The sequence below is a fragment of the Methylomonas sp. MgM2 genome (genome assembly GCF_054172045.1).
Map to the genome: position 1 here is coordinate 37,203 of NZ_JBSYXO010000004.1, position 20,437 is coordinate 57,639.

General features: G+C 49.1%; 12 protein-coding genes, 1 tRNA gene and 1 pseudogene. 3 read left to right on the forward strand and 11 right to left on the reverse strand.

Annotated elements, in window-relative coordinates; genetic code table 11:
- Positions 1–356: 356 nt before the first annotated feature.
- From rpe to ACW73I_RS04605, 4 genes are all read right to left on the reverse strand, one after another.
- Entirely contained in the window at positions 357–1,022 is a 666-nt protein-coding gene (rpe, locus tag ACW73I_RS04590; protein WP_458028061.1) for a ribulose-phosphate 3-epimerase, read from the reverse strand.
- A 96-nt stretch (positions 1,023–1,118) separates the two neighbouring features.
- Positions 1,119–3,503, reverse strand: coding sequence for a sensor domain-containing protein (locus ACW73I_RS04595; RefSeq protein WP_458028062.1), 2,385 nt, complete (start codon positions 3,501–3,503; stop codon positions 1,119–1,121).
- 17 nt (positions 3,504–3,520) lie between these two features.
- Positions 3,521–4,222: a response regulator gene (locus ACW73I_RS04600; RefSeq protein ID WP_458028063.1), complete on the reverse strand. Its 702-nt coding sequence runs from the start codon at positions 4,220–4,222 to the stop codon at positions 3,521–3,523.
- Between the two features lie 71 nt (positions 4,223–4,293).
- Entirely contained in the window at positions 4,294–9,423 is a 5,130-nt protein-coding gene (locus ACW73I_RS04605; RefSeq protein WP_458028064.1) for a trifunctional serine/threonine-protein kinase/ATP-binding protein/sensor histidine kinase, read from the reverse strand.
- A gap of 116 nt (positions 9,424–9,539) precedes the next feature.
- On the opposite strand from ACW73I_RS04605, the gene ACW73I_RS04610 reads away from it, so the two are divergent.
- The gene (locus ACW73I_RS04610; protein ID WP_458028065.1) at positions 9,540–10,109 is read left to right on the forward strand and encodes a thioredoxin family protein; all 570 of its coding nucleotides are present in this window, start codon (positions 9,540–9,542) and stop codon (positions 10,107–10,109) included.
- A gap of 15 nt (positions 10,110–10,124) precedes the next feature.
- Positions 10,125–10,526, forward strand: a complete 402-nt coding sequence (locus tag ACW73I_RS04615; protein ID WP_458028066.1) for a Dabb family protein — start codon at positions 10,125–10,127, stop codon at positions 10,524–10,526.
- A gap of 73 nt (positions 10,527–10,599) precedes the next feature.
- Here ACW73I_RS04615 and ACW73I_RS04620 read toward each other — a convergent pair.
- The 5 genes and pseudogenes from ACW73I_RS04620 to ACW73I_RS04640 all read right to left on the reverse strand — a co-directional run.
- A pseudogene (locus tag ACW73I_RS04620) lies at positions 10,600–12,111 on the reverse strand (dihydrolipoyl dehydrogenase family protein); the annotation flags it as partial.
- Positions 12,112–12,227: 116 nt separating this feature from the next.
- Positions 12,228–13,271 carry a methyltransferase domain-containing protein gene (locus ACW73I_RS04625; protein ID WP_458028067.1) on the reverse strand — a complete coding sequence of 348 codons (1,044 nt, stop codon included), beginning with the start codon at positions 13,269–13,271 and terminating at the stop codon, positions 12,228–12,230.
- Between the two features lie 212 nt (positions 13,272–13,483).
- A complete protein-coding gene (locus ACW73I_RS04630) occupies positions 13,484–15,184 on the reverse strand; it encodes a glycoside hydrolase family 17 protein (RefSeq protein WP_458028068.1) in 1,701 nt (566 codons plus the stop codon).
- Positions 15,185–16,096: 912 nt separating this feature from the next.
- Positions 16,097–16,183 (reverse strand) — tRNA-Leu (locus tag ACW73I_RS04635).
- Positions 16,184–16,372: 189 nt separating this feature from the next.
- Positions 16,373–17,914, reverse strand: coding sequence for a cation:proton antiporter domain-containing protein (locus ACW73I_RS04640; RefSeq protein WP_458028069.1), 1,542 nt, complete (start codon positions 17,912–17,914; stop codon positions 16,373–16,375).
- 295 nt (positions 17,915–18,209) lie between these two features.
- On the opposite strand from ACW73I_RS04640, the gene ACW73I_RS04645 reads away from it, so the two are divergent.
- Entirely contained in the window at positions 18,210–18,704 is a 495-nt protein-coding gene (locus ACW73I_RS04645; protein WP_458028070.1) for a DUF3124 domain-containing protein, read from the forward strand.
- A gap of 84 nt (positions 18,705–18,788) precedes the next feature.
- On the opposite strand, the gene ACW73I_RS04650 is transcribed toward ACW73I_RS04645, so the two are convergent.
- Positions 18,789–19,649, reverse strand: coding sequence for a transglutaminase family protein (locus ACW73I_RS04650; protein WP_458028071.1), 861 nt, complete (start codon positions 19,647–19,649; stop codon positions 18,789–18,791).
- Between the two features lie 4 nt (positions 19,650–19,653).
- Positions 19,654–20,337 (reverse strand): transglutaminase-like domain-containing protein, encoded by a 684-nt coding sequence (locus tag ACW73I_RS04655; protein WP_458028072.1) that lies wholly within the window; start codon positions 20,335–20,337, stop codon positions 19,654–19,656.
- Positions 20,338–20,437: the final 100 nt, after the last annotated feature.

The following is a 20,437-nucleotide window of genomic DNA, read 5'->3' on the forward strand; positions in this document are numbered from 1 at the left end:
TGTCGCATGGATATTATCCGTTAATATTTGCTTGAACGCTACCAGCGCTCAACAAACTCGCGAATTAGCTTAGCTAGGGGCGTGTCATCGGCAAAAGATGCCGACACGAGATCGGGATTGAAAAAGGCATTCCTCCCATATAGGAGTATTGGATCAAAAATGAAACCTTGCATTGAAAACATCAGCATTTAAATTTTGCGGCGATTGCGAAAATATTGCCGTTTTGATTCGGTTGCGAGGCTAAACTGAAACAGCGTCCTAACAAGCCTTTGCGGTCCTTAGGCGGCTTGGAAAGCATAGTGGAAAAGAACAGCCGCTCCGGTTGAATGGCCGAAGCGGTGAAAGATGCGGGGATGTTAGGCCTTGGCCATCTCGGCGCGCATTTCGTCGATAACTGCTTTGTAGTCAGGTTTACCGAAAATCGCAGAACCGGCTACGAAAGTGTCGGCACCGGCCGCCTTGATTTCGCGGATGTTGTCCACTTTCACGCCGCCGTCGATTTCCAAACGAATGTCATAACCGCTTTCATCGATACGTTTTCTGACTAGACGCAATTTATCCAACGCGGACGGAATGAAGGATTGACCGCCGAATCCGGGGTTAACCGACATCAACAAGATCATGTCGATTTTATCCATCACATGATCCAGATGGTGCAAAGGTGTAGCCGGATTGAATACCAGACCCGATTTACAGCCATGATCGCGAATCATTTGCAAGGAGCGATCAATATGCCTGGACGCTTCCGGGTGGAAAGTAATATATGTGGCGCCGGCTTTGGCAAAGTCGGGGATAATACGGTCTACCGGTTCTATCATCAAATGCACATCGATCGGAGCGGTAACGCCATGCTTACGCAAAGCCTCGCAAACCAGAGGACCAATGGTAAGATTAGGTACAAAATGGTTGTCCATTACATCAAAATGCACGATGTCTGCACCGGCTTTTAAAACATTGTCTACTTCTTCGCCCAGACGCGCGAAATCAGCGGAGAGAATGGAAGGCGCAATTAAGTCAGCCATTTTTTAGTCCTCGTTGATTGAAATTGGTGCATTATACGTTTTTCTCGGCAGTGGGCCAAAGGAATGCTGTTTGACTATTGCTTAGTTCTTTAATAATCAATGTCGAGTCTGATCCAATTGTTGACTCAAGAAATGCTCAAATTCTTTGGCAGGTATTGGTTTACTGCGGTAATAGCCTTGATAGAAATCGCATTCGTGCGCTTTTAAAAATTCCATTTGTTCGAACGTTTCGACGCCTTCGGCAATAACCCGCATGCGTAAATGCTTGGCAATTGCGATAATCGTTGCGGTTATTTCCCTATCGTCACGATGTATAGGAATTTCATCAATAAAACTTTTATCAATTTTTAATACGTCCAACGGAAACGCTTTTAAATAGGCGAGGGATGAATAACCGGTGCCGAAATCATCGATAGCCAATTTAACGCCTAAACTGTGCAGTCGGCTCAATATATCGATACCTTCCTTTTCCCTTTTCATTAAGGTACTTTCTGTCAGTTCTAACTCCAGACAGTTGGCAGGAAATCCGGTTTTTTCCAATGTTTTAGCCACCATATCGGATATATCGTGATGCAGAAACTGTTTGGGCGACAGATTGACCGCAAGCCGTAAAGGCGGATAACCTTGGTCCTGCCAATATTTGCCTTGGCGGCAGGTTTCTTCGAGTACCCATTGACCGATTAACGCGATTAAGCCGGTTTCTTCCGCGATTGGAATAAATCGCATCGGCGGTATGAGCTCTCCGTCACCGGTCTGCCAGCGAATCAAAGCTTCAGCACCGACTAGTTTGTCATCATTTACGTGAAATTGGGGTTGAAAAAACACTTTTAATTCGCCTTTGTCAATCGCTTGTCGGAGGCGGAATTCGGTTTTAATGCGTTCGCGCGCGGCCAAGGTGAGTTCGTCGGAAAAGTATTTGAAGCAATTTCGACCTTCACCTTTGGCTAGATACAATGCGGTGTCGGCATGTTGTACCAGTTCCGCGCCTGCGCGTCCGTGCTCGGGGAATAGCGCAATACCTATACTGACACCAATTCGTACCTCATGACCGCTGGAAAGCTGCCAGGCACCGTTCAGCGCTTTTATGATGCTTTCGCCGATTCGAGCGGCATCTTCAGCATGATTCAGCTCTTCGAGCAGAATGACGAATTCGTCGCCGCCCTGTCGGCAAATGGTATCGGATGCCCTCAAACGCGAACGTAGGCGTTCCGAGACTAATTGCAGCAATTCGTCGCCCGCAACATGACCGAAACTGTCGTTGACATCTTTGAAACGGTCTAAATCCAGCATCAATACTGCAAGGGAAGTCGAGGTAGCTTGTTTTCGGATTGCGCTATCAATCGCGTGTTGCAGCCGGGACATGAACATCATCCGGTTGGGTAATTTGGTCAAAGGGTCATGATGAGCCAGAAATTCGAGTTCTTTTTCTGATGCCTTTAGCTTGGTGATATCGGCAAATACCCCGACATAATTAGTGAGCTCGCCACGTTGGTTCTTTACGCTGCTGATGCTTAGTAACTCGGGATAGATTTCACCGTTTTTACGCCGGTTCCAAATCTCCCCTTGCCAATGACCGGATTGAGCGATATCGCTCCACATGGTGCTATAGAATTCAGTCGGATGACGTCCCGATCTAAGCAGGGAAGGGGTTTGCCCTAGTATCTCGAATGAACCGTAGCCGGTAATTTCGCAGAAAGCCCTGTTTACTCGTTGAATCTTGCATTCAGCATCGGTAATGATCACGCCCTCGCGGGTCGTTTCGAAAACGGCGGCGGCTTGACGCAAATGTTCTTCGTGGCGTTTTATTCCGGTAATGTCTGTGATGGTGCCTACATAGCCCAATAGTTGACGGTCGTGATTATATTCAGGCATTGCTCGGCCTATGACCCAGCGTATCGGTCCGTTTTGATGTTGGAAGCGAAACTGACAGCTAAAGGGGGTCTGGGTTTTAATCGTGTGATGCCATTCGTGTAAAACCCGCTCTTTGTCGTCAATGAAAACGGTCTGCTGCCAATTGTCACCCGCAATCTTACCGGTATGCACACCGCTGATATCTCGCCAGCGCTGATTGACGTATTCGTAATCGCCGTTCGGAGCGGACTTGAATATACCCACGGGCGCCAATCGGGCTAAGGTCTGAAACATCGCCTCGCTTTGTTGCAAGGCAAGCTCGGTCTGTTTTCGATCCGTGATATCGTGCAATCCGATGACGTAAGCCGGTACATCTTCCCAAACTATGGAGACCGTGCGCATTTCGGCCCATCCAATACCGCTATTGCGCCGAAGTATGTTAATGTCCTGCGGTTGGCTTGTGCCGGTAGCAATCGGGATTGCCAATGATTGGCCTACGATAGGTTGGAGTTCCAATAGTTGTTCAGCAGCCGGATTTGCGTATAAAACGATACCTTCTTGGTCTACGACCAATATTCCGTCAGTGATCGCGTTGAGTATCAGCTTTAGTCTATTCAGAGTTTCCAACATGCTGTAACCAGGGTCCCTTAAATGATGATAGTTTGGACACCGGCACCTTGTGATTGGGTCGTTATCGCCGCCATGACCGACGACATACGCGACAAATCGCCGAGTAGTTTCAATACGGGTTTCGGAATGTCTCTAACCAGCATCGGCGTGGCAAATATTTCTCTTTCCAAGGCTTTTTCCGGCATACCCAATACTTCGACGACATCGAACACCCAACGCCCCGGTTCGTAAATTCCGGTTAAAACCGCGCTAAGTTGTTCGACCAAACGCTGTGTTTCTTGATTCAACGATACCACATATAGAGTCAATACCAGCTTATGATGGGAAGTTCGGTGCGCCTCCTGCATTTTCGATACATGTACGATTTGGGCAATGTTGCGGATTTGAGATGCGGACAATGGCTTACTCGCCAACTCGAACTGTAATCCTTCATCATGGGCGGCCTTTAGTTGATCCATGAATTCGGTGGCGAAGGCTGTAACAATATAAACATTTAAGGTTTCGTCGATTTCTTTTAGCTGTCTTAAGGTTTCTACCCCGTCGATTCCCGGCATCCTAAGATCCAAAAAGATCAAGTCGGGCCGTTCCTTCTTGGCCATCTCGATACCTTGGGCGCCACTTTCGGCCTCGTTGACGATATATCCTTCGTCTTCAAGGATTAACTTAAACGCCCCTCTAACCGCGGGATCATCATCGATCACCAGAATATTATTCAGCATGACTATTTGTCTTCTTTATTATTTGATAAACGCTCGCAACCTTTCATTATGCGGAGAATTCGATTGATTGGCTACTGGTTCCGTGGAAATGTTAAATAGATCCGACAGCCGTCACCTGGTTGGCTTTTCAAAGCAATCGCGCCGCCACAGTCTTGAATGAGGCGTTGAGTCACTGACAAACCGAGGCCCGTACCCTTGCCGGGCGCTTTAGTGGTGAAAAAAGGGTCAAATATTCGATTTTGGATTTCGTTGCTCATTCCGGGTCCGTTATCTGCTATTACGAGCTCGACCGATTCGGTTGAAACCGAAGCCTTGATGTGTATCTGGGGATTTTCCGTCTCGCTCAACGCGTCGCGTGCATTGATTAGCAGGTTAACCAGAATCTGTTGAAAGCTTTCCGTTGTGCAAGCAATACTTGGCAAATCGTCGGGCAACTCCCTATGGACGCGGATATCGGATTTGCGTAGTTCTCCTTCCAATAACAGCAAGGTCTGAGATAACACTTCCGTCACCGAACATGCACCAACTTGAACCGATTTGCTACGCATGAAAATCAACATGTTTGAAACGATTTTCTTTATGCGTTGTAACTGTTGCATAGCCTGATACAAAATATCTTTGGCCTTGGCATCGTCGGTACGATCGGCAATAAATTCCACGAAATTCATCACCCCCATTAACGGATTGTTGATTTCGTGAGCGACTCCGCCGACCAAGGTCCCCAATGCGGATAACTTTTCCATTTGCAACATGTGTTCTTGGTTCTGCTGTAATTGCAGATAAGCCACTCGGGTTTTTTCTAAAAGCTTGGCGTTTTCCAAGGAAATCGCGGCCTGAGCCGTTAATAGCTCCGTCATATTGATTTTTTCGGAAGTGAATACGCCTTCCGACAACCGATTTTCCAGATAAAGCAATCCGATTAGCTCCGTTTGTTTAATGATAGGAAGACACAGGACGGAACGAATATTCAAGGCCTGTACTTCCGGCGCGTTTTGAAAGTCGCCTTCGTTAATTGCGTCGTTCAGTACGACTTTTTCCTGAGTGTGTTGAACGTAATTGATTATCGCCCGGCAAATGCCCGGTTCTTGCGTTAAAGCGCGCGGCCGCGAAGCTAACCTGTGCTTTTTACCGACATGATTTTCGGCGGCGATCAGCATGCCGTCGCCGTCTTTGATCAACAAATAACCATGCTGCGCACCGGAGCTTTCCAAGACAACGGCCATGATTTTTTGCATCAGATTAGGCAGATCAATTTCCGCGGAGAGCGCTAAAGCGGATTTCATCAGATAATTGATGTCTAAGCTGGGTAAAGTCTTGTGTGTATCGTCTTCTCGTTTGGTTCGGACTGGCGTTTCTTGGGCGATATAGGGATGTTTGGACTGAAGCAGATTGTTTTTAATATCGGCCCGAGACAGACGGTAATGGCGCCGCGCTTCGGCAAAATATGGTTCCGCATCGCCTAGGCGGTGCGCCGCCATCAATTCCGCCAACGACTGGTATAAATGTCCGGTTAGTAAGCCATAGTTTTGACTGTGCGCTAACGCAACCGCATCCAGATAAAGATTGCGCGCTTCTCGGTAGTTTTGCTGGAATAAAGCAATCTCGGCCTCGATAAATGCCAAATAAGGCGTCAATAGAGGACCTAACGCGGCCCACGTTTTCAATTTATCCAGTAACGGAACGATTTCTCTTTCTATCTCAGACCAAACTTGTGTTTTTGACACGCGCAACTGATTGAGTATCCGAAACACATACCACATGCGTTTAAGCACGTTATCTGTCATGCCGTGCAGGTAGGCTTCAACCCGTCGCAACGATTGAGCCGCATCATCGTGTTTGCCAAGGTAATATTGAGCAAAACCTTGCAGAGTGAAATAACTGCCAAGTGCCGCAACGTAATTATTTTTCGTCCATTCTTCAAGGGTTGGACCCGGCTCTTTGCTTGTTTGGTTAGGTTTCATCAGTTGGACCCAGCCGAATAAAACCGCTTCGGCCAGGCCAACGGAAAATGACAACTGATTTTTACGCGAAAATTGCAAGCATTCTTCAGCAGTCTCTTCGATCCAACGCAGATTCTTGCCTTGAATCACTAAATTCCACATCATCGGACCGTAAGACAGTCCGGCATTATAGAGATCGCCGCAGTTTTTTCCGCATTGTATGGCTTTATGCGCGTATTCGACGATATCCGCCGGATGACTGCGGCTGTGCATATTGCACCAAACGATGCCGTTCATGCCGCGCGTCGCACCGAAGGTGTTGGGGTACTTGGCACATAAATCGTGCGCCAGATCCTGATAACGAAATGCCGATTCAAATTGGCCTTGTTCGCCTAAATTAAGACCCATAATCGAAAATGAATAAATGACCGATTCGTCCATGCCGCCTTCCAAACAATGCAAGGTAGACTGGGCGGCCGATAGATACAATTGCGGCACCAGGCCGCACATGTACAAGTCGGGGATCAATTCGCTGTAAAACGCCAGTTCGGTTTTACTTTTGCGCTCCCGGGTAAACGGCATATGTAAAATGGCGCTCCAAACATCGCCTAGCTGCCCGATTTTCTCCATCAGGTTTTCCGTGCGCAACCGGGCTTGTTCGGGGTCGTCCGGAATGGATTTGCCGAAGTAGGCGAGGCCGCGATTCGCGGTTTCGATCGCCTTGTTAAAATTGCCAAACGACGATAAGGAAGTGGTTTGTTCGGCGAGCGCTTCGGCTTTATCCAGATCGCTTACCGCATGTTCGATCAAACCGTTTATCAAGCGTTCCGAATATTCGTAGCGGCCGCACATCAGGCTAGTCTTCGCCAAGCGCTGATAAATACGGTAGCTTAGTTGATAATGCGTTTCCCAACAGTCATCCGGTAAATACTTGTGCGCCTTCAGAAAAAAATCGTTTGCAGCTTCGCCGGCTAGCGCTTCCAAAGCTTTGTTGCCGGCATGGAAATTAATATCGGCCAACCAGTAAGCGGTTTCGGTATCCGGATGGTCGGGGCGGCCTTCATTCAGATGGGCGGCAATGGTAAATAAGTTATTCAAATTTTCCAGCTTGGCGTCTGCGGGAATAGCCGCCAAAAGCCGGTTGCCGATACGCCAGTGTATGGAGGGCCTGCTTTGGGCATCGACCTGGCGTAGTACCGCTTCCTGTACTCTGTCGTGGACGAATTGAAGATCGGATTTATTTTCTAACAGCAAACTTAGACTAAGCACGGGTTTTAAGTCTTCGAACAGCTGTTCGATGCGCAGGTCTAGGACCAGAGCGAGTTCATCGGCCGTAAAGCGGTTGCCCATGCAGGCGCAGTGATTAAGAATATGCGAGATTTTCGCCGGAAGCTTTCTGACTTTGGCACTGAATAGATCGACCACGTTCGGCGGCATTTTGGCATCGCGGATACGATTCATATCCCATAGCCAATGATGTTCGGCATCGGTATTCAGTAAGCCTTCGTTATACAGCCATGCCAAGCTTTCGCTGACATATAAGGGATTACCCTCCGCTAAGCGGGCGATGAACTTGGCCAGATTTGTAGTGGTATGCAACGGTGAATCCAAAATATATGCGACCATTTCATGACAGTCGGCATCGCTCAGCGCGTCCAAACGAGCCTCGACTAACGGACCATCGTCTTCTTGAAGCTTACGGATCAATTTGGTCAAAGGGTGAGATGTATCGACTTCGTTATGTCGGTATGCGCCTATGAAGAATAGGTAAGGGTGTTCACGGTGATTGGCGAATAGATTCTGCAAGAATTCGAAAGTTGCAATGTCGCACCATTGCAAGTCGTCAATGAAAATGACCAAAGGGTTGGTTTCGCCGGCTAGACAAGCTATAAAACGATCGAACAGGTTATTGAAGCGATTGCGCGCTTCCACCGGAGGCAATGATGCGGGTTCCGGTTGTTTGCCTATGACGAATTCCAATTCCGGCACGACCTCTACGATTACGCCGCCGTTGTCGCCCACTGCATCGAGAATTTTGCCGCGCCAACCAGCGACCTGCTCGTCGCTTTCGGTAAGAAAAGTTCGTATCAGATTGCGTAGCGCTTGAATCAACGAGCTATAAGGGATATTTTTTTGATATTGGTCGAATTTACCGGAGCTAAAATAGCCTCGATCTTTCACCAAGGGTTTTTGTAATTCCTGAATGAGTCGCGTTTTGCCTATCCCCGACAAGCCGGAAATAAACAAGGCGCGAAACTGTCCGAGCATCACTTCTCGGTATTGCGACTGTATCAACGCGCTTTCATGCTTGCGGTCGACCAGCTTGGAGATAAAGACGACTCTGCGGCTTCGATCGTGCTGACAAATTTTAAACGCTGAGATGGTGGCGGATTTGCCGTACTCTTCCCGGCATCGCATTAAGTCCGCTAATAGACCGGAAGCACTTTGGTAACGTTTTTCCGGTTGCTTCATTATCAGCTTCGCGACTATCTTGGCTAGCGTGAGCGGAATGCCGGGATTAAGATCGCTTGCCGGTGGACTCTCTTCGGCCAGATGAGAATGGATCAGCTCCAAAGGGTCGATAGAAAAGTAAGGCAGCCGTCCGGTCAACAGCTCGTAAAAAATGATGCCTAGCGAATACAAATCCGTAGAAAAATCGACCCGGTAATTGATACGTCCTGTCTGTTCCGGCGAAGTGTATGCGAGCGTGTGGCGAACGAATTCCGGATCATAAATAAAATGACTGACGTCGCGAATATCCAGGGGCGTGATGAAATCGGTCAAGCGTATCGTTAATGTACCCGATTGAACCAAAATATTATGGGGTTTGATTCCGCCGTGTGTAATACCGGAATCATGTATGGTTTGTAAGGTATCGGCCAGTGCGCATGCTATCGTCAGAAAGTCGCTCAGTTCTACGCTGTCCTGCTGTCCTAGCCATTGATTGAGGGGAATTCCGCTAAACCAAGGTTGGACGATAAAATGAATTTCTTCACTGCTTTCCAGTGCCAGTGGTGTGCAAACTCTTGGATCGTGCAGAACTTTCAAGCGTTCTATTTTATGTCTTAAATGTCGAGATTGGTTTTCCCAGCTTGATAATAACTTGAGGCATTTAATGACTAAGGGGTATTCAGGCACATGTTTGTGAAAGCCTTTATAAACATGGGCCTGCATGCTTTCCCCTAATTTTTCGGATAAGACGTAATGTTCCAAATGGGGAAATTTATCTACCGGCCGATTTGTCGTAACAAGCCCAAGCATTTGATTAACCAACTTTGAAAGTTGAAAATGAAAGCATAGTAAAGCGATTTTTTAGCTAAAACCAGCAGCAGCACTGTTTTATAATTGTGTTTTGACCGAATTTTTAAGGAGATGCCATGGCTGCCACCCCGTCCAATATGCTGCCTTTAGGCACAATCGCCCCTGATTTCAAATTGCCCGACACCGTGACCGGTGAACAATACACGCTGCAGGATTTGAAAGGCGCACAGGGCACTATCGTGATGTTTATTTGCAATCATTGTCCCTACGTAATGCATGTAAAACAGCAGCTGATTGCGATTGCCCAACAATACGCGACCTTGGGGATTTCCACGATCGCAATCAGCTCGAACGACATCGAAAATTATCCACAGGATGCGCCCGACAAGATGAAGGCGATGATGGCGGAGTGGGGAACCCCCTTTGCGGCTTATCTGTATGACGAATCTCAGGCTGTGGCCAGGGCTTACCGAGCGGCCTGCACGCCCGATATCTACCTGTTCGATGCCGATTTGGCCTGTGTCTATCGCGGACGTTTAGATGGCGCCACGCCAAAGAACGATATCCCGGTAACCGGAGAAGATCTGCGTAATGCATTGGACTGTTTGCTCGCCAAACAAGCAATCAATCCCGAGCAAATTCCAAGTATCGGCTGTAATATCAAATGGAAAGCCGAGGATGTGTAATTGATCGGTAAGCTGATGAAGCGGTTGCCGGTGGTTTTATCGATCGCAAGCCTATTTGCCTGCACTTCGGCCGGAACACCGCATAGGGAGATCGAAACGCATCGCTTGCATCATCTGGTCGTGGTTTGGTTGAAACAAGCAGGGGATGAGACCATCAGACGGCAATATATCGAAGCGAGTAGGCCGCTTGCGCATTTACCCGGCGTCTTGGCTTACGATATCGGCACTCCGGCCCTCATCAAACGCGGCCGTGCCAGCTCGGCTTTGGACGAGTCTTACGATATAGCCGTTGCAGCCGTATTTGAGAGCCCGGAATACTTCACCGCCTTTCTAAAAAATCCTGAATATCAGCAGGTCGCAATCAATGTGCTGCGGCCTTTGGTAGAAAAATATAAGGTTTACGATTTCGTCGAATAAAACCTAATCAGCCTAACTCGGATAATCGCTTAGAAACGGGCTTTTAAACTGAACAAAAGCGGCGTTCGCTAGACTAGCCTCTACGCCAATCGTGGTAACGCTTTAGCCATGTTAGTAGGTTTTGGGGGGCGTGATTGCGTTTCCAAACGCCGGCAGCGTATTTATTCGCTTCGGCGAAAGTCGGATAAATATGAATGGTTTGCAAAATCTTATTCAGACCGATGCCGTGCTTCATTGCCAGAACGAACTCTGCGATTAGGTCGCCGGCACGTTCTCCGGCGATCGTCACGCCGAGTATCTTGTCTTTACCCGGCCGAGTCAGCACTTTGACGAATCCGTGCGCTTCGCCGTCGGCGATTGCTCGATCCAAGTCGTCTATCCCGTATGTCGAAACCTCGTAGGCGATGCCTTGAGCTTGGGCGTCTTGCTCGTTTAGTCCGACCCGAGCGACCTCTGGATCGGTAAACGTCGCCCAGGGAATCACCGAATAATCGGTCCGAAATTGCTTGAACTGGCCGAACAATGCGTTTACCGCGGCATACCAAGCTTGGTGGGCCGCCGTGTGAGTAAATTGGTACGGGCCCGCCACGTCGCCGACTGCAAAGATATTGGGATAATTGGTTTGTTGAAAAGCGTTGGTATCAATGGTATTACGCGGAGATAAGCGAATGTTGAGGTCTTCAATGCCGTAACCTTGCACATTTGCGACGCGGCCGATGGCGACCAGGACTTGGTCGAAGGCGATCTTGACGGTTTCGCCCCCTGATTCGGCTAGAAGGACGTTTTCGGTTTCTTCCACGACGAATTGCTTTGCCATGTGATCGACACGCACGTCGATGCCTTCTAGGGTGAAACGGGCATGCACCAATTCCGATATCTCCGGATCTTCACGCAACAGGATACGCGGTGCCATTTCCACTAAGGTAACCCGACTGCCAAGCCTAGCGAAGGCTTGGGCCAATTCGCATCCGATCGGACCGCCGCCCAATACCAATAGACGGTTTGGCAACCGGCGCAGATTCCAAACCGTATCGGAAGTCAGGTATTCGATGAGATCCAGACCGGGTATCGGCGGTACGAACGGCCGCGCACCGGCGGCAATCACAATAGCGCGCGTTGTGATGGTCTTTAGGCCGGTAGGGGTGCTTACTTCCACGGCCCATGGCGATACGATTTTCGCCGTGCCTAGAATCACTTCGACGCCCAATTCGCGGTAACGCTCGACCGAATCATGCGGTTCGACCGACCTAATGATTTGCTGCACTCGCTGCATGATCGCGGCGAAGTCGAACTCGGCTTCAGCCTTATCGAAGCCGAATTCCGGCGCGCGTTTTATGTGTGACAGAAACTTGGCCGAACGGATGAGTGCTTTGGATGGCACGCAACCGCTGTACAGACAATCGCCGCCCATGCGATGTTTTTCGATCAGAGTAACTTTAGCCTTTACGCTTGCTGCGACGTAGGCCGATACCAAGCCGCCGGCACCGGCCCCGATCACCACAAGATTGTTGTCGAAACGGTTTGGTTTCGGCCAGCCTTTGTATATTCGACGTTGCTTGATAAATTCCAACATGAGGTTTGCGATTGGCAATTAGAACGAATAGACCGCGTACGGTTTAAAGCTTAATTTCGGCAGCTTCCAGCTCTAGTAGTTCCCGCAATTCGCCTCGCGTCGAATAATTGCAATTCCGACCTTGGCATTCAGCAGCACGCGCCGTCGGTTTTGTCGGTTTCGCTATTAGGCGTGCTTGCGCAATTGAACAAGCCGAAATGTCTGGATTTATCGCCCAATACCTGGAAATGATCGCTGTAACGACTTTCGGTCAACATGTCGGCGGTATTGCCGCATACTCTCAGCGGTCTGCCTGTCTCAAAATGATGGTGATCGTCTAATTCGAAGCTATGAGGGTGATGTTCGATGCTGCCCAGATATACCGCTACCTGACCGTAATCTTCGCAGCGATCTTCCAGCGGCATTTTGAAAGCCCTGACGGTGACCGAATTAAACTTGACCATGCCGATTTTGCCGAATACTTCGGGGTCATCCAGACTAATCGCATTCTGTTTTACTGCGCGCACGTCAGGACAACCGAGATTCTGCAGAATCCGCCTAAAGTCCTCCCAATACAGGGCGCCGCCTAGGCACTCGCCCAGTAATACCGGGTCTTGGCGCAGTTCCGGCGGTATACGGCGGTCGGCAAACACGTCGGAAAAGTACAGCTCGCCGCCCGGTTTCAACACCCGAAAAATTTCCGCCAACACGCGTGGTTTTTCCGGCGACAAATTGATCACGCAGTTGGACACCACCACATCGATGCTGTCGTCGGCGATGCCCACTGCCGCTAGATTTTCGATATGGCCGTGCAAAAAATCGATATTGGCATAACCAAACCGTCCGGCGTGCCATTCACGATGACGCACGGCGATTTCCAGTTGCTCGGGCGTCATGTCTATACCGATTACGCGGCCTCGGGGGCCAACCAACCTCGACAGCAGATAACAATCCCGGCCGGTGCCGCAGCCTAAATCCAGCACGGTTCTGCCGGCCAAAGCCGGTGGTAGCGGTGAACCGCAGCCATAAAAACGCTCCAGTACTTCCGGATGCAGTTCCGCCAGCAGAGGCTTTAAATAGCCGGGCATGGCATCTACGCTGCAGCAGGCGCTGGTTTTCAAGTCATTGCTGGATTGCAAAACTTGACTGTAGTAATGGCGCACTGATTCGTTTATTTCGACATTCGCGGTCATCGGGGCCTCCGAGTTTATATCGCTTGTTATTGTAGTTTACCGAACTGCGCGAGTTGCGATAGTCAATTGTGCAGCATGGACAGCGGCCGATCAAGCCATCGACGCCGAGATTAGGCGAGCTTAACCTGCTTCGGCCACCGTGCGAAATCATATTGATGCTTCAGGCCTTGCCTATTTGACGGTCAAGCGCTCATTGAACACGTCAATCGCCGCTATCTCGGTTCACGACCATGCTTGGGCCAGAACGGAAAGGACAAAATCAGAACGCAAAGCAACCACGTGACCAATTGAAAGTTTTGTAAGGTGTATCCCAAAGCAATCGGCAATCCTTCGCTCAGCTTAGGATGAGCCTGAATGAAATCATAGGCGGATAGGAAGCCATAGGTTTCGCCGGCTATTAACGCGATGATTCCAAAACTCATCAGATAGGCGATCGGGCGATCGAAACCGGTAAATCGGCTTTGGCCGATCAAGCATTCGAGATACCGATGTCGAGGCGAAATTCTGCGTCGGTTGATCCAAACGCAAGCGCTCAAACCCAAAATCCCGATGACCGGTATCGTGAATTGTTCGGTCGGGAAACTTAAATAGCGCCCATCGAACGCCAAGCAATAAGTTTTGTATATTGCTAAAACCGCAAAAAATAGATAGCCGTATCTAAGTCCGCTCATGACCCAAGGCGGCGTCTCTTCGTCGGCCGAAATCGCATGAAGACGATGGATGAGCAAAGCGGCTAATAGGCTATTCATGAGTATTAACAATATTGCGTATGTCCTTTGCCAGTCGCTGTAACTTGTCTGCCAAAGGAACTGCGCCAGATAGACCAAGCTGACACAGAATAGTTGAGCAACCGTCAAAAACACTAATAAACCCGGCAGCGATATCGGGCGTAATGACTTGAAATAAGCCGTTATGACCAACAGCCATAAGGCCGTCGCGTAGCCGAAGTGTAGGGTCCAGTTTGGGTTTTCGCTAACGGGACCGGTCAACGGAAAGACGGGGTCGCGGTTGATGTCGAACAAACCCCAGTTGGCGCCGACTACGCCTTCATGATGACTTTTCCAGGATTGATTAAAGGCTTCCACGATGTTGTAGTCGAAGCCGTGCCGGTTTGCAACTTGAATCAGACTGCGGATGAAGCGGGCTTCGTTGACGACGCTTGGAACCGCTCGTCCGCGTTGCCGTCCAATCGCGGGCCAGCCGGATTCGCCGATAACGATAGGTTTAACCACGCCCATTTCTCGCGCTTTTGCTTCGATCCGCTGAACGATTTTTTCCACATGTTCCGCCGCGTCGTCGATAGACACCGGTTCGTCTTCCCAGTAGGGCAGAATGTGGATGGTGATGAAATCGACTTCATTGAACAACTGGGGATATTGCATATAGCTGGACCAGACGTCTGCATACGATACCGGTTGTTTGACGGTCCGTTTGACCTTGCGGATATATCCCAGCAAACTGTCGATATCCATATCTTTGCGCAGCATTACTTCGTTTCCAACGATGATTCTTGTTACCTGATCCGGATGATCGTTCGCCGTTTTGATCAATGCATCGATTTCTAGCTGATTTTCGGACGCGCCGTCACCCAGCCAAGCCCCCAGCATGACATCGACACCGTGTTTACGGGCGTAGTCAGGAGTCGGTCCCATGCCGCCGCGTGCCGAATAGGTGCGGACGTTGTAAGTCTTATCCGCCAACAAAGCGAGATCGGCATCGATGTGTTCCGGTAATGGAAAGGTTTGCGTGATCGGACTAAAACCTTCGTAATATGGCGCAAACGATAAACTGCGCAGTTTTCCGGCGGGTACGTCAGGGCCTACATTCTGCGGTCGATTACTTAACCATGCGATAGTGCCATGAGCGACAACGACGCAGAGAACACAAAACAATATTTTGGCGGTTTGCATCATATGGGATCGGAAGGCCGATTTGACCTGGAAAGATAAAATGCCGGATTATACCTTCATAGCAGTAACAACAGGATTGGGAAAAAATAGTGCGCTAACAGGCTGTTGAAACTTGGCCATATACCTTCGGCTCCGGCGATCATTCAGGAGCGTCAACATTTTTCGGTAAATCTGAAATGGGGTCCCATCCGATTTCAGCGCGAAAAATTAGCTGGCAACTAATGCCTTCAGCGCCCCCGATTCGTCCGCGTCACCTCGTTCCGCTCCAGCAAGGGGATCGGAACATCGGCTCCACCTGACTTTTCTACAGGTGGTTCACAGGGGGTGAGAAACTTGGCGTCTGAAAACATCTTTTCATCATCGGTTTTTTAACAAGATGGAAGATAATGATAAACTGAAAATTCTTTAACAGATTGAGCCAGAAATGCACACTGAAGAATTACAGAAAAAACGACGAGAGCGTTTCGAATACGAAGGGCAGCTCTGGAGGCAGGAAGGGAAAAAACTTACCAATGTACGGACTTTTTATGTGGAGCTGTCTTTGGTATCGTTTTAGTAAATGTAATCCTTTCACCAGGCATTGATCATCGAAGCCACTCTGCGGAGTGGAGTTCATTAGTTGCATTTGTTGTAAGTTTTACAAGCGCAACTCCCAACGAATTGTTAAGGATAGGGTTGATGCGGTATATCCACCAAAAGAACTGTTTGGAGACAAAACTTAAGTGATTAACGTGTATTGTGCACCATGCGTGTACAACACCACCATTAGTAATGGTATCGAATAAAAAGAATTACTGAGCAGCCTGAAGTTTGCTGTCGGTCGAAGGAGTTTTATTTGGATTAGGGAAGAAAAAGTGTACTACATTGATCATCAAATTTGCTTCTAACTTATTGAAAATAAAGAAACATGTATGATGGTGCCGAGGAGAGGACTTGAACCTCCACGGGGTTACCCCCACTAGCACCTGAAGCTAGCGCGTCTACCAATTTCACCACCTCGGCTATTCCGCTTGCATCGCGGTAATCCGTGCTATTATACGAGGATGTTCATGTTTGTCAACTTTACCGAGTGTTTCGATTTGCCTGGTGTTGAAGGCACGCAAAGACCTGAGAAAAAGGTTGACAGACGATATTTCCCGAACGAAGACAGCTTCAACACGATTGGTTTCGAAAAAATAAGGAAATCCATTCTTAAGCGGGATTTTTCAGCATTTGCCGTGCAATCAGATTCCCCGTTTCAACCAAAGGATGAATCACGGAATTGGCGCCCAAACGCATTAGTTCATCATATTCGTCGTTGTCGTAACATAATGTGCCGATACTTCCTTCGAAGCCAAGATTCCTAAGTTGTGTAATTGCCGAACATCTCGATCCGAAATCCGGCATGGTAAGAATGATCCCGTTAACCTTATCAAGCTGCAATCCGTTCCACAGTTCGGAATCCTCGGAGTCGCCATAGATAACGCGGCGATTCAGCGCTAATTGCGATTCTACTACGATAGGATCCGCATCCAGTCCAAGCACTAGTTCATTCTCACTATGAAGGGCGGCATAGGCGGAAGCACCGGTGCGCCCCATGCCAACGATTAGCCATTCGGCCGCGCCGAACGAAATAGGCAGCCGGTCGAGGTGAATTAAGCGGTTCTTATTCTCGAAGCGGGTTAATATCGGCTCCAGCCAAGCGAACAGGGTATGCGAATAGCGGTTCAATGGTGCGGCGATCGCCAGCGAACCGGCGACCGCCAAACTGATCACCGATTTCCATTCTCGGCTCAAAAGACCGGAATCGACCACGGCATCGGTGGTAATCAAGGCAAATTCACTGTAAGTCGTTAATGCGAGCGAAGATACAAAGGCGGTGCGGGCGCGCAAACCGGCCAGGATAAAAAGAACAAAAAACACGCCGCCCTGCAAGGGGAGTGATGTTAACAATGTTAAGGCGGTTACTACTTGCTCGCGCCCAGGCAAACCGGTTAATCCGATTTCCAGGAAAAACGCCACCAGGAACAATTCTTTTAAGCTCCAAAGCCGGTAGCCGATCTCCTCCGACTTGTCGTGGCCGCCCAGCATAATACCGGTTAATAAGGCGCCGATGTCGGCGGAAATATCCATATGTTCGGCCAATTCGCCGCCGGCTAGGGCCATTGTGACACCCAGCAACATTTGCAGCTCGGCGCTACGGGTCGTTTTCAGCAATCGATGGGCGAGGGGGCGCAACAGTGGGATCAACAGCAAGCCGAACGCCCAGGGAGTAGGCTGATGTCCGTCAGTGAATGCCAACAACGCGATCGCAATCAGATCTTGCAGGATCAAAATGCTAATCACGTCTCGTCCATGAAAAGACGACAATTCGCCGTTGTCTTCCAATACCTTAATGGCCAACACCGTGCTCGAGAAAGCCAAACTGATGCCTAGAACCAGCCCGCCGGTTATTTGTTCATCCAGCCAAAAAAACACCAATGCGGAAACGCCGGTAACCACCAACAAGTGGCCGCCGCCAACGCTCAAAACTTCGCTCCGGATCAGGGTGCTGGGTTTTATTTTGAGACCTACGCTAAACAACAAAAATTCGATGCCGATATCCGCGAAGTCGGGCAGGGCGGTTAATGGCGTGACGCCTAGTGTATGCAACGCGTATCCCGCCATCAGATAACCCACCAATGGGGGGAGCAATAATTTGCTGACGACCATCCCCATTAAGTAAGCAGTGCCTATCCATATCAATTCGATCATAAATTTACGTCATCCAATCGTTAAACCGAGGCAAGAATAACCGTTGAATATCGGAAAATCACGATATTTGGCCAAACGCCCATTTATAAGTCGGATTTGACAGCCTCGGTGGATTGCGCCGGATGGAGGTAGATGCCTATCATTATTGCGACGCATAGCTGTCTGCTTCGTATAAAACTATTTGTTTCTATTTTTATGATAACTTTAGCCGATATAAAAAATCATCTAAAAGGGTAATATGTGCAAATACCGAAAATCGAGATATTTCCGAGACCTTCTTGCCGGCGTCTTTACTATGGCTGCTTGCCAATCGCAAGCCGACGAAGAACCTGTGCGCAATCAAGGGCCGGCCCCCGGAAACTCGTTTGTTAGCGTCAGTCCGAGTACAAATAAGCAAGAACGCTCATGTTCGGTTTACGTTCCTGCATATTCGCATATCTATTTGACGAAAAATCAAACGGCATCGCTTGGTATCACACTTAGTATTCGAAACGTCGACAGTCGCAGTAAAATCCATGTTACCCGGGTCGAGTATTACGATACTAACGGTGCGCTGACGGATGTTCTTGCTGGTGAATTGTTTGCATTGGAAGCCATGTCCACAGTTTCGTATGTCATTGATCAGCATGATATGCGCGGCGGCGTGGGGGCAAATTTTATCGTGCGCTGGACCGGGGCGAAACAAACTCATCCACCCATAATGGAGGCCGTGATGGTGGGGAGCGTCGGAACCAAAGGTTACAGTTTTTCTTCGCGAGGTGAGACCATATCGTGCAGTGAGAACGAATAACAATCGATTACATGCGTTTTGACAAGCTCAGCCGGATCAATACGAAATAATCATTGCGCATGGCTGCCGCCTTTACCTGTGAAATCAATCCAGTAGGTTAACTTGTACATTAACCAGCATGGATGGCATGGTCGCTTCGGGGCCTACGAAATGACCGGACACCGGAGGGATGGTTTCGGGATTACGAGCAACCGCTACGGCGATATGTCGATTCCCAGTGATTTCGCCGATCGTCGGGTCAAAACCTTGCCAGCCCATACCGGGAAGATACACTTCCGCCCATGCGTGAGTGGAGGCATTGCCGACTTCCGTCGCAGGCGCATGTAGATAGCCGCTGACGAAACGACTAGCCAGCCCAAGGTGGCGGCAGGCTTCAATAAACAACGTCGCATAGTCGCGACACGATCCGCTACCAAGCTGCAGCGTTTGTTCCGGACTTTGTACGCCGGCTTCTTCGCGCATTTGGTAACGAAACTGGGTGTGAATGGCCTGGTTGAGTTTCGATTGTAGACTTAAGGTTTCCATGCTTCTGGTCCGCAGTCCAATCCTCCCTAACCAACTCATTACCGCCGCCTGATCCTGCATGAACAAAGGCTTCTGAAACGCTGCCAGATCGATGCGTTCGCTTTCCTTATAAATGAATGGGTAATTCAGCGCGTATTCTTCGACGGAAAAATTTACGGGTGAATCTTCGTAATGTTGTATGACTACGTCGCTAGCGATTCTCAGTCGATTGGTGGCTTCTAGAAACTTGACAATGGCGAGTGAGTTATCGAATACGTCGCGGTACCATTTAATGTTGTAAGCAGGGCTGATGTCCAGGCGTGAAGATTCGATGCGTACGTCATGGCCTTCACGTGGCCGCAGCAATAATTGATGTTGTTTAAGGGTGACGACACTAGAAAAGATATATTCAGTGACGTGTCGTATGCGCAATCGATGCATAGGCTTACTCCGGCGGGCAGTCGAGTCGTTCTACGCCCACTGACATATGCATGGGTATGAGGGTGATGCCAAATTGCGTGAAGATAGCGACGTCGGCGGCATCGTGTCCGTACGCGACAATTATTCTGCCGCCCTGAAGAGAGGGTTGAGTGGGGTCAAATGTATACCAACGTCCGCCGATATACGCTTCAAACCATGCATGAAAATCCATGGGGTGCAGGCCGTGAAGATAACCTACCGCCATACGGGCCGGAATACATAAAGCTCGGCACAAGGCAATGCTGAGGTGAGCCAGTTCACGGCAAACACCTTCACGGGCTTGATTGACCTCTACCGCGGACATTTGAAAGTAGGGCGAATCCGGGTTGAAGCGGATATTATCTCGAACCCATTGGCTTACTTTGGCAACCTGATCATAACCTGGCCTGACGCCGTCAACAATTTCCTGTGCAAGCGTTATGAATCGGTCTGATTCACAATATCGGGTTGGTAGTAAATAAGTCAGCACTTCATTCGGCAAGTTTTGGACTTCGTGAAAAGGAGCACCCGGACAGGTTTCCGCTCGATCGGTCGTATGAATATCGGCACTGGTATTTATCCAAAATTGCCCGGGTGACGCAATTAAACGCTGGCAAAGATTTCCATAATCGTCGGTATATTCAGTGACCGGAACGGTTGGTTTCAGCATATACGATTCCCGCGCTACCCATTGATTCGTGCCGTTTCGTGGTCGCAGCATCAGAATAAACGGGGTTGGGACGCTAATTTCGAACGCAATTTCGCAACTA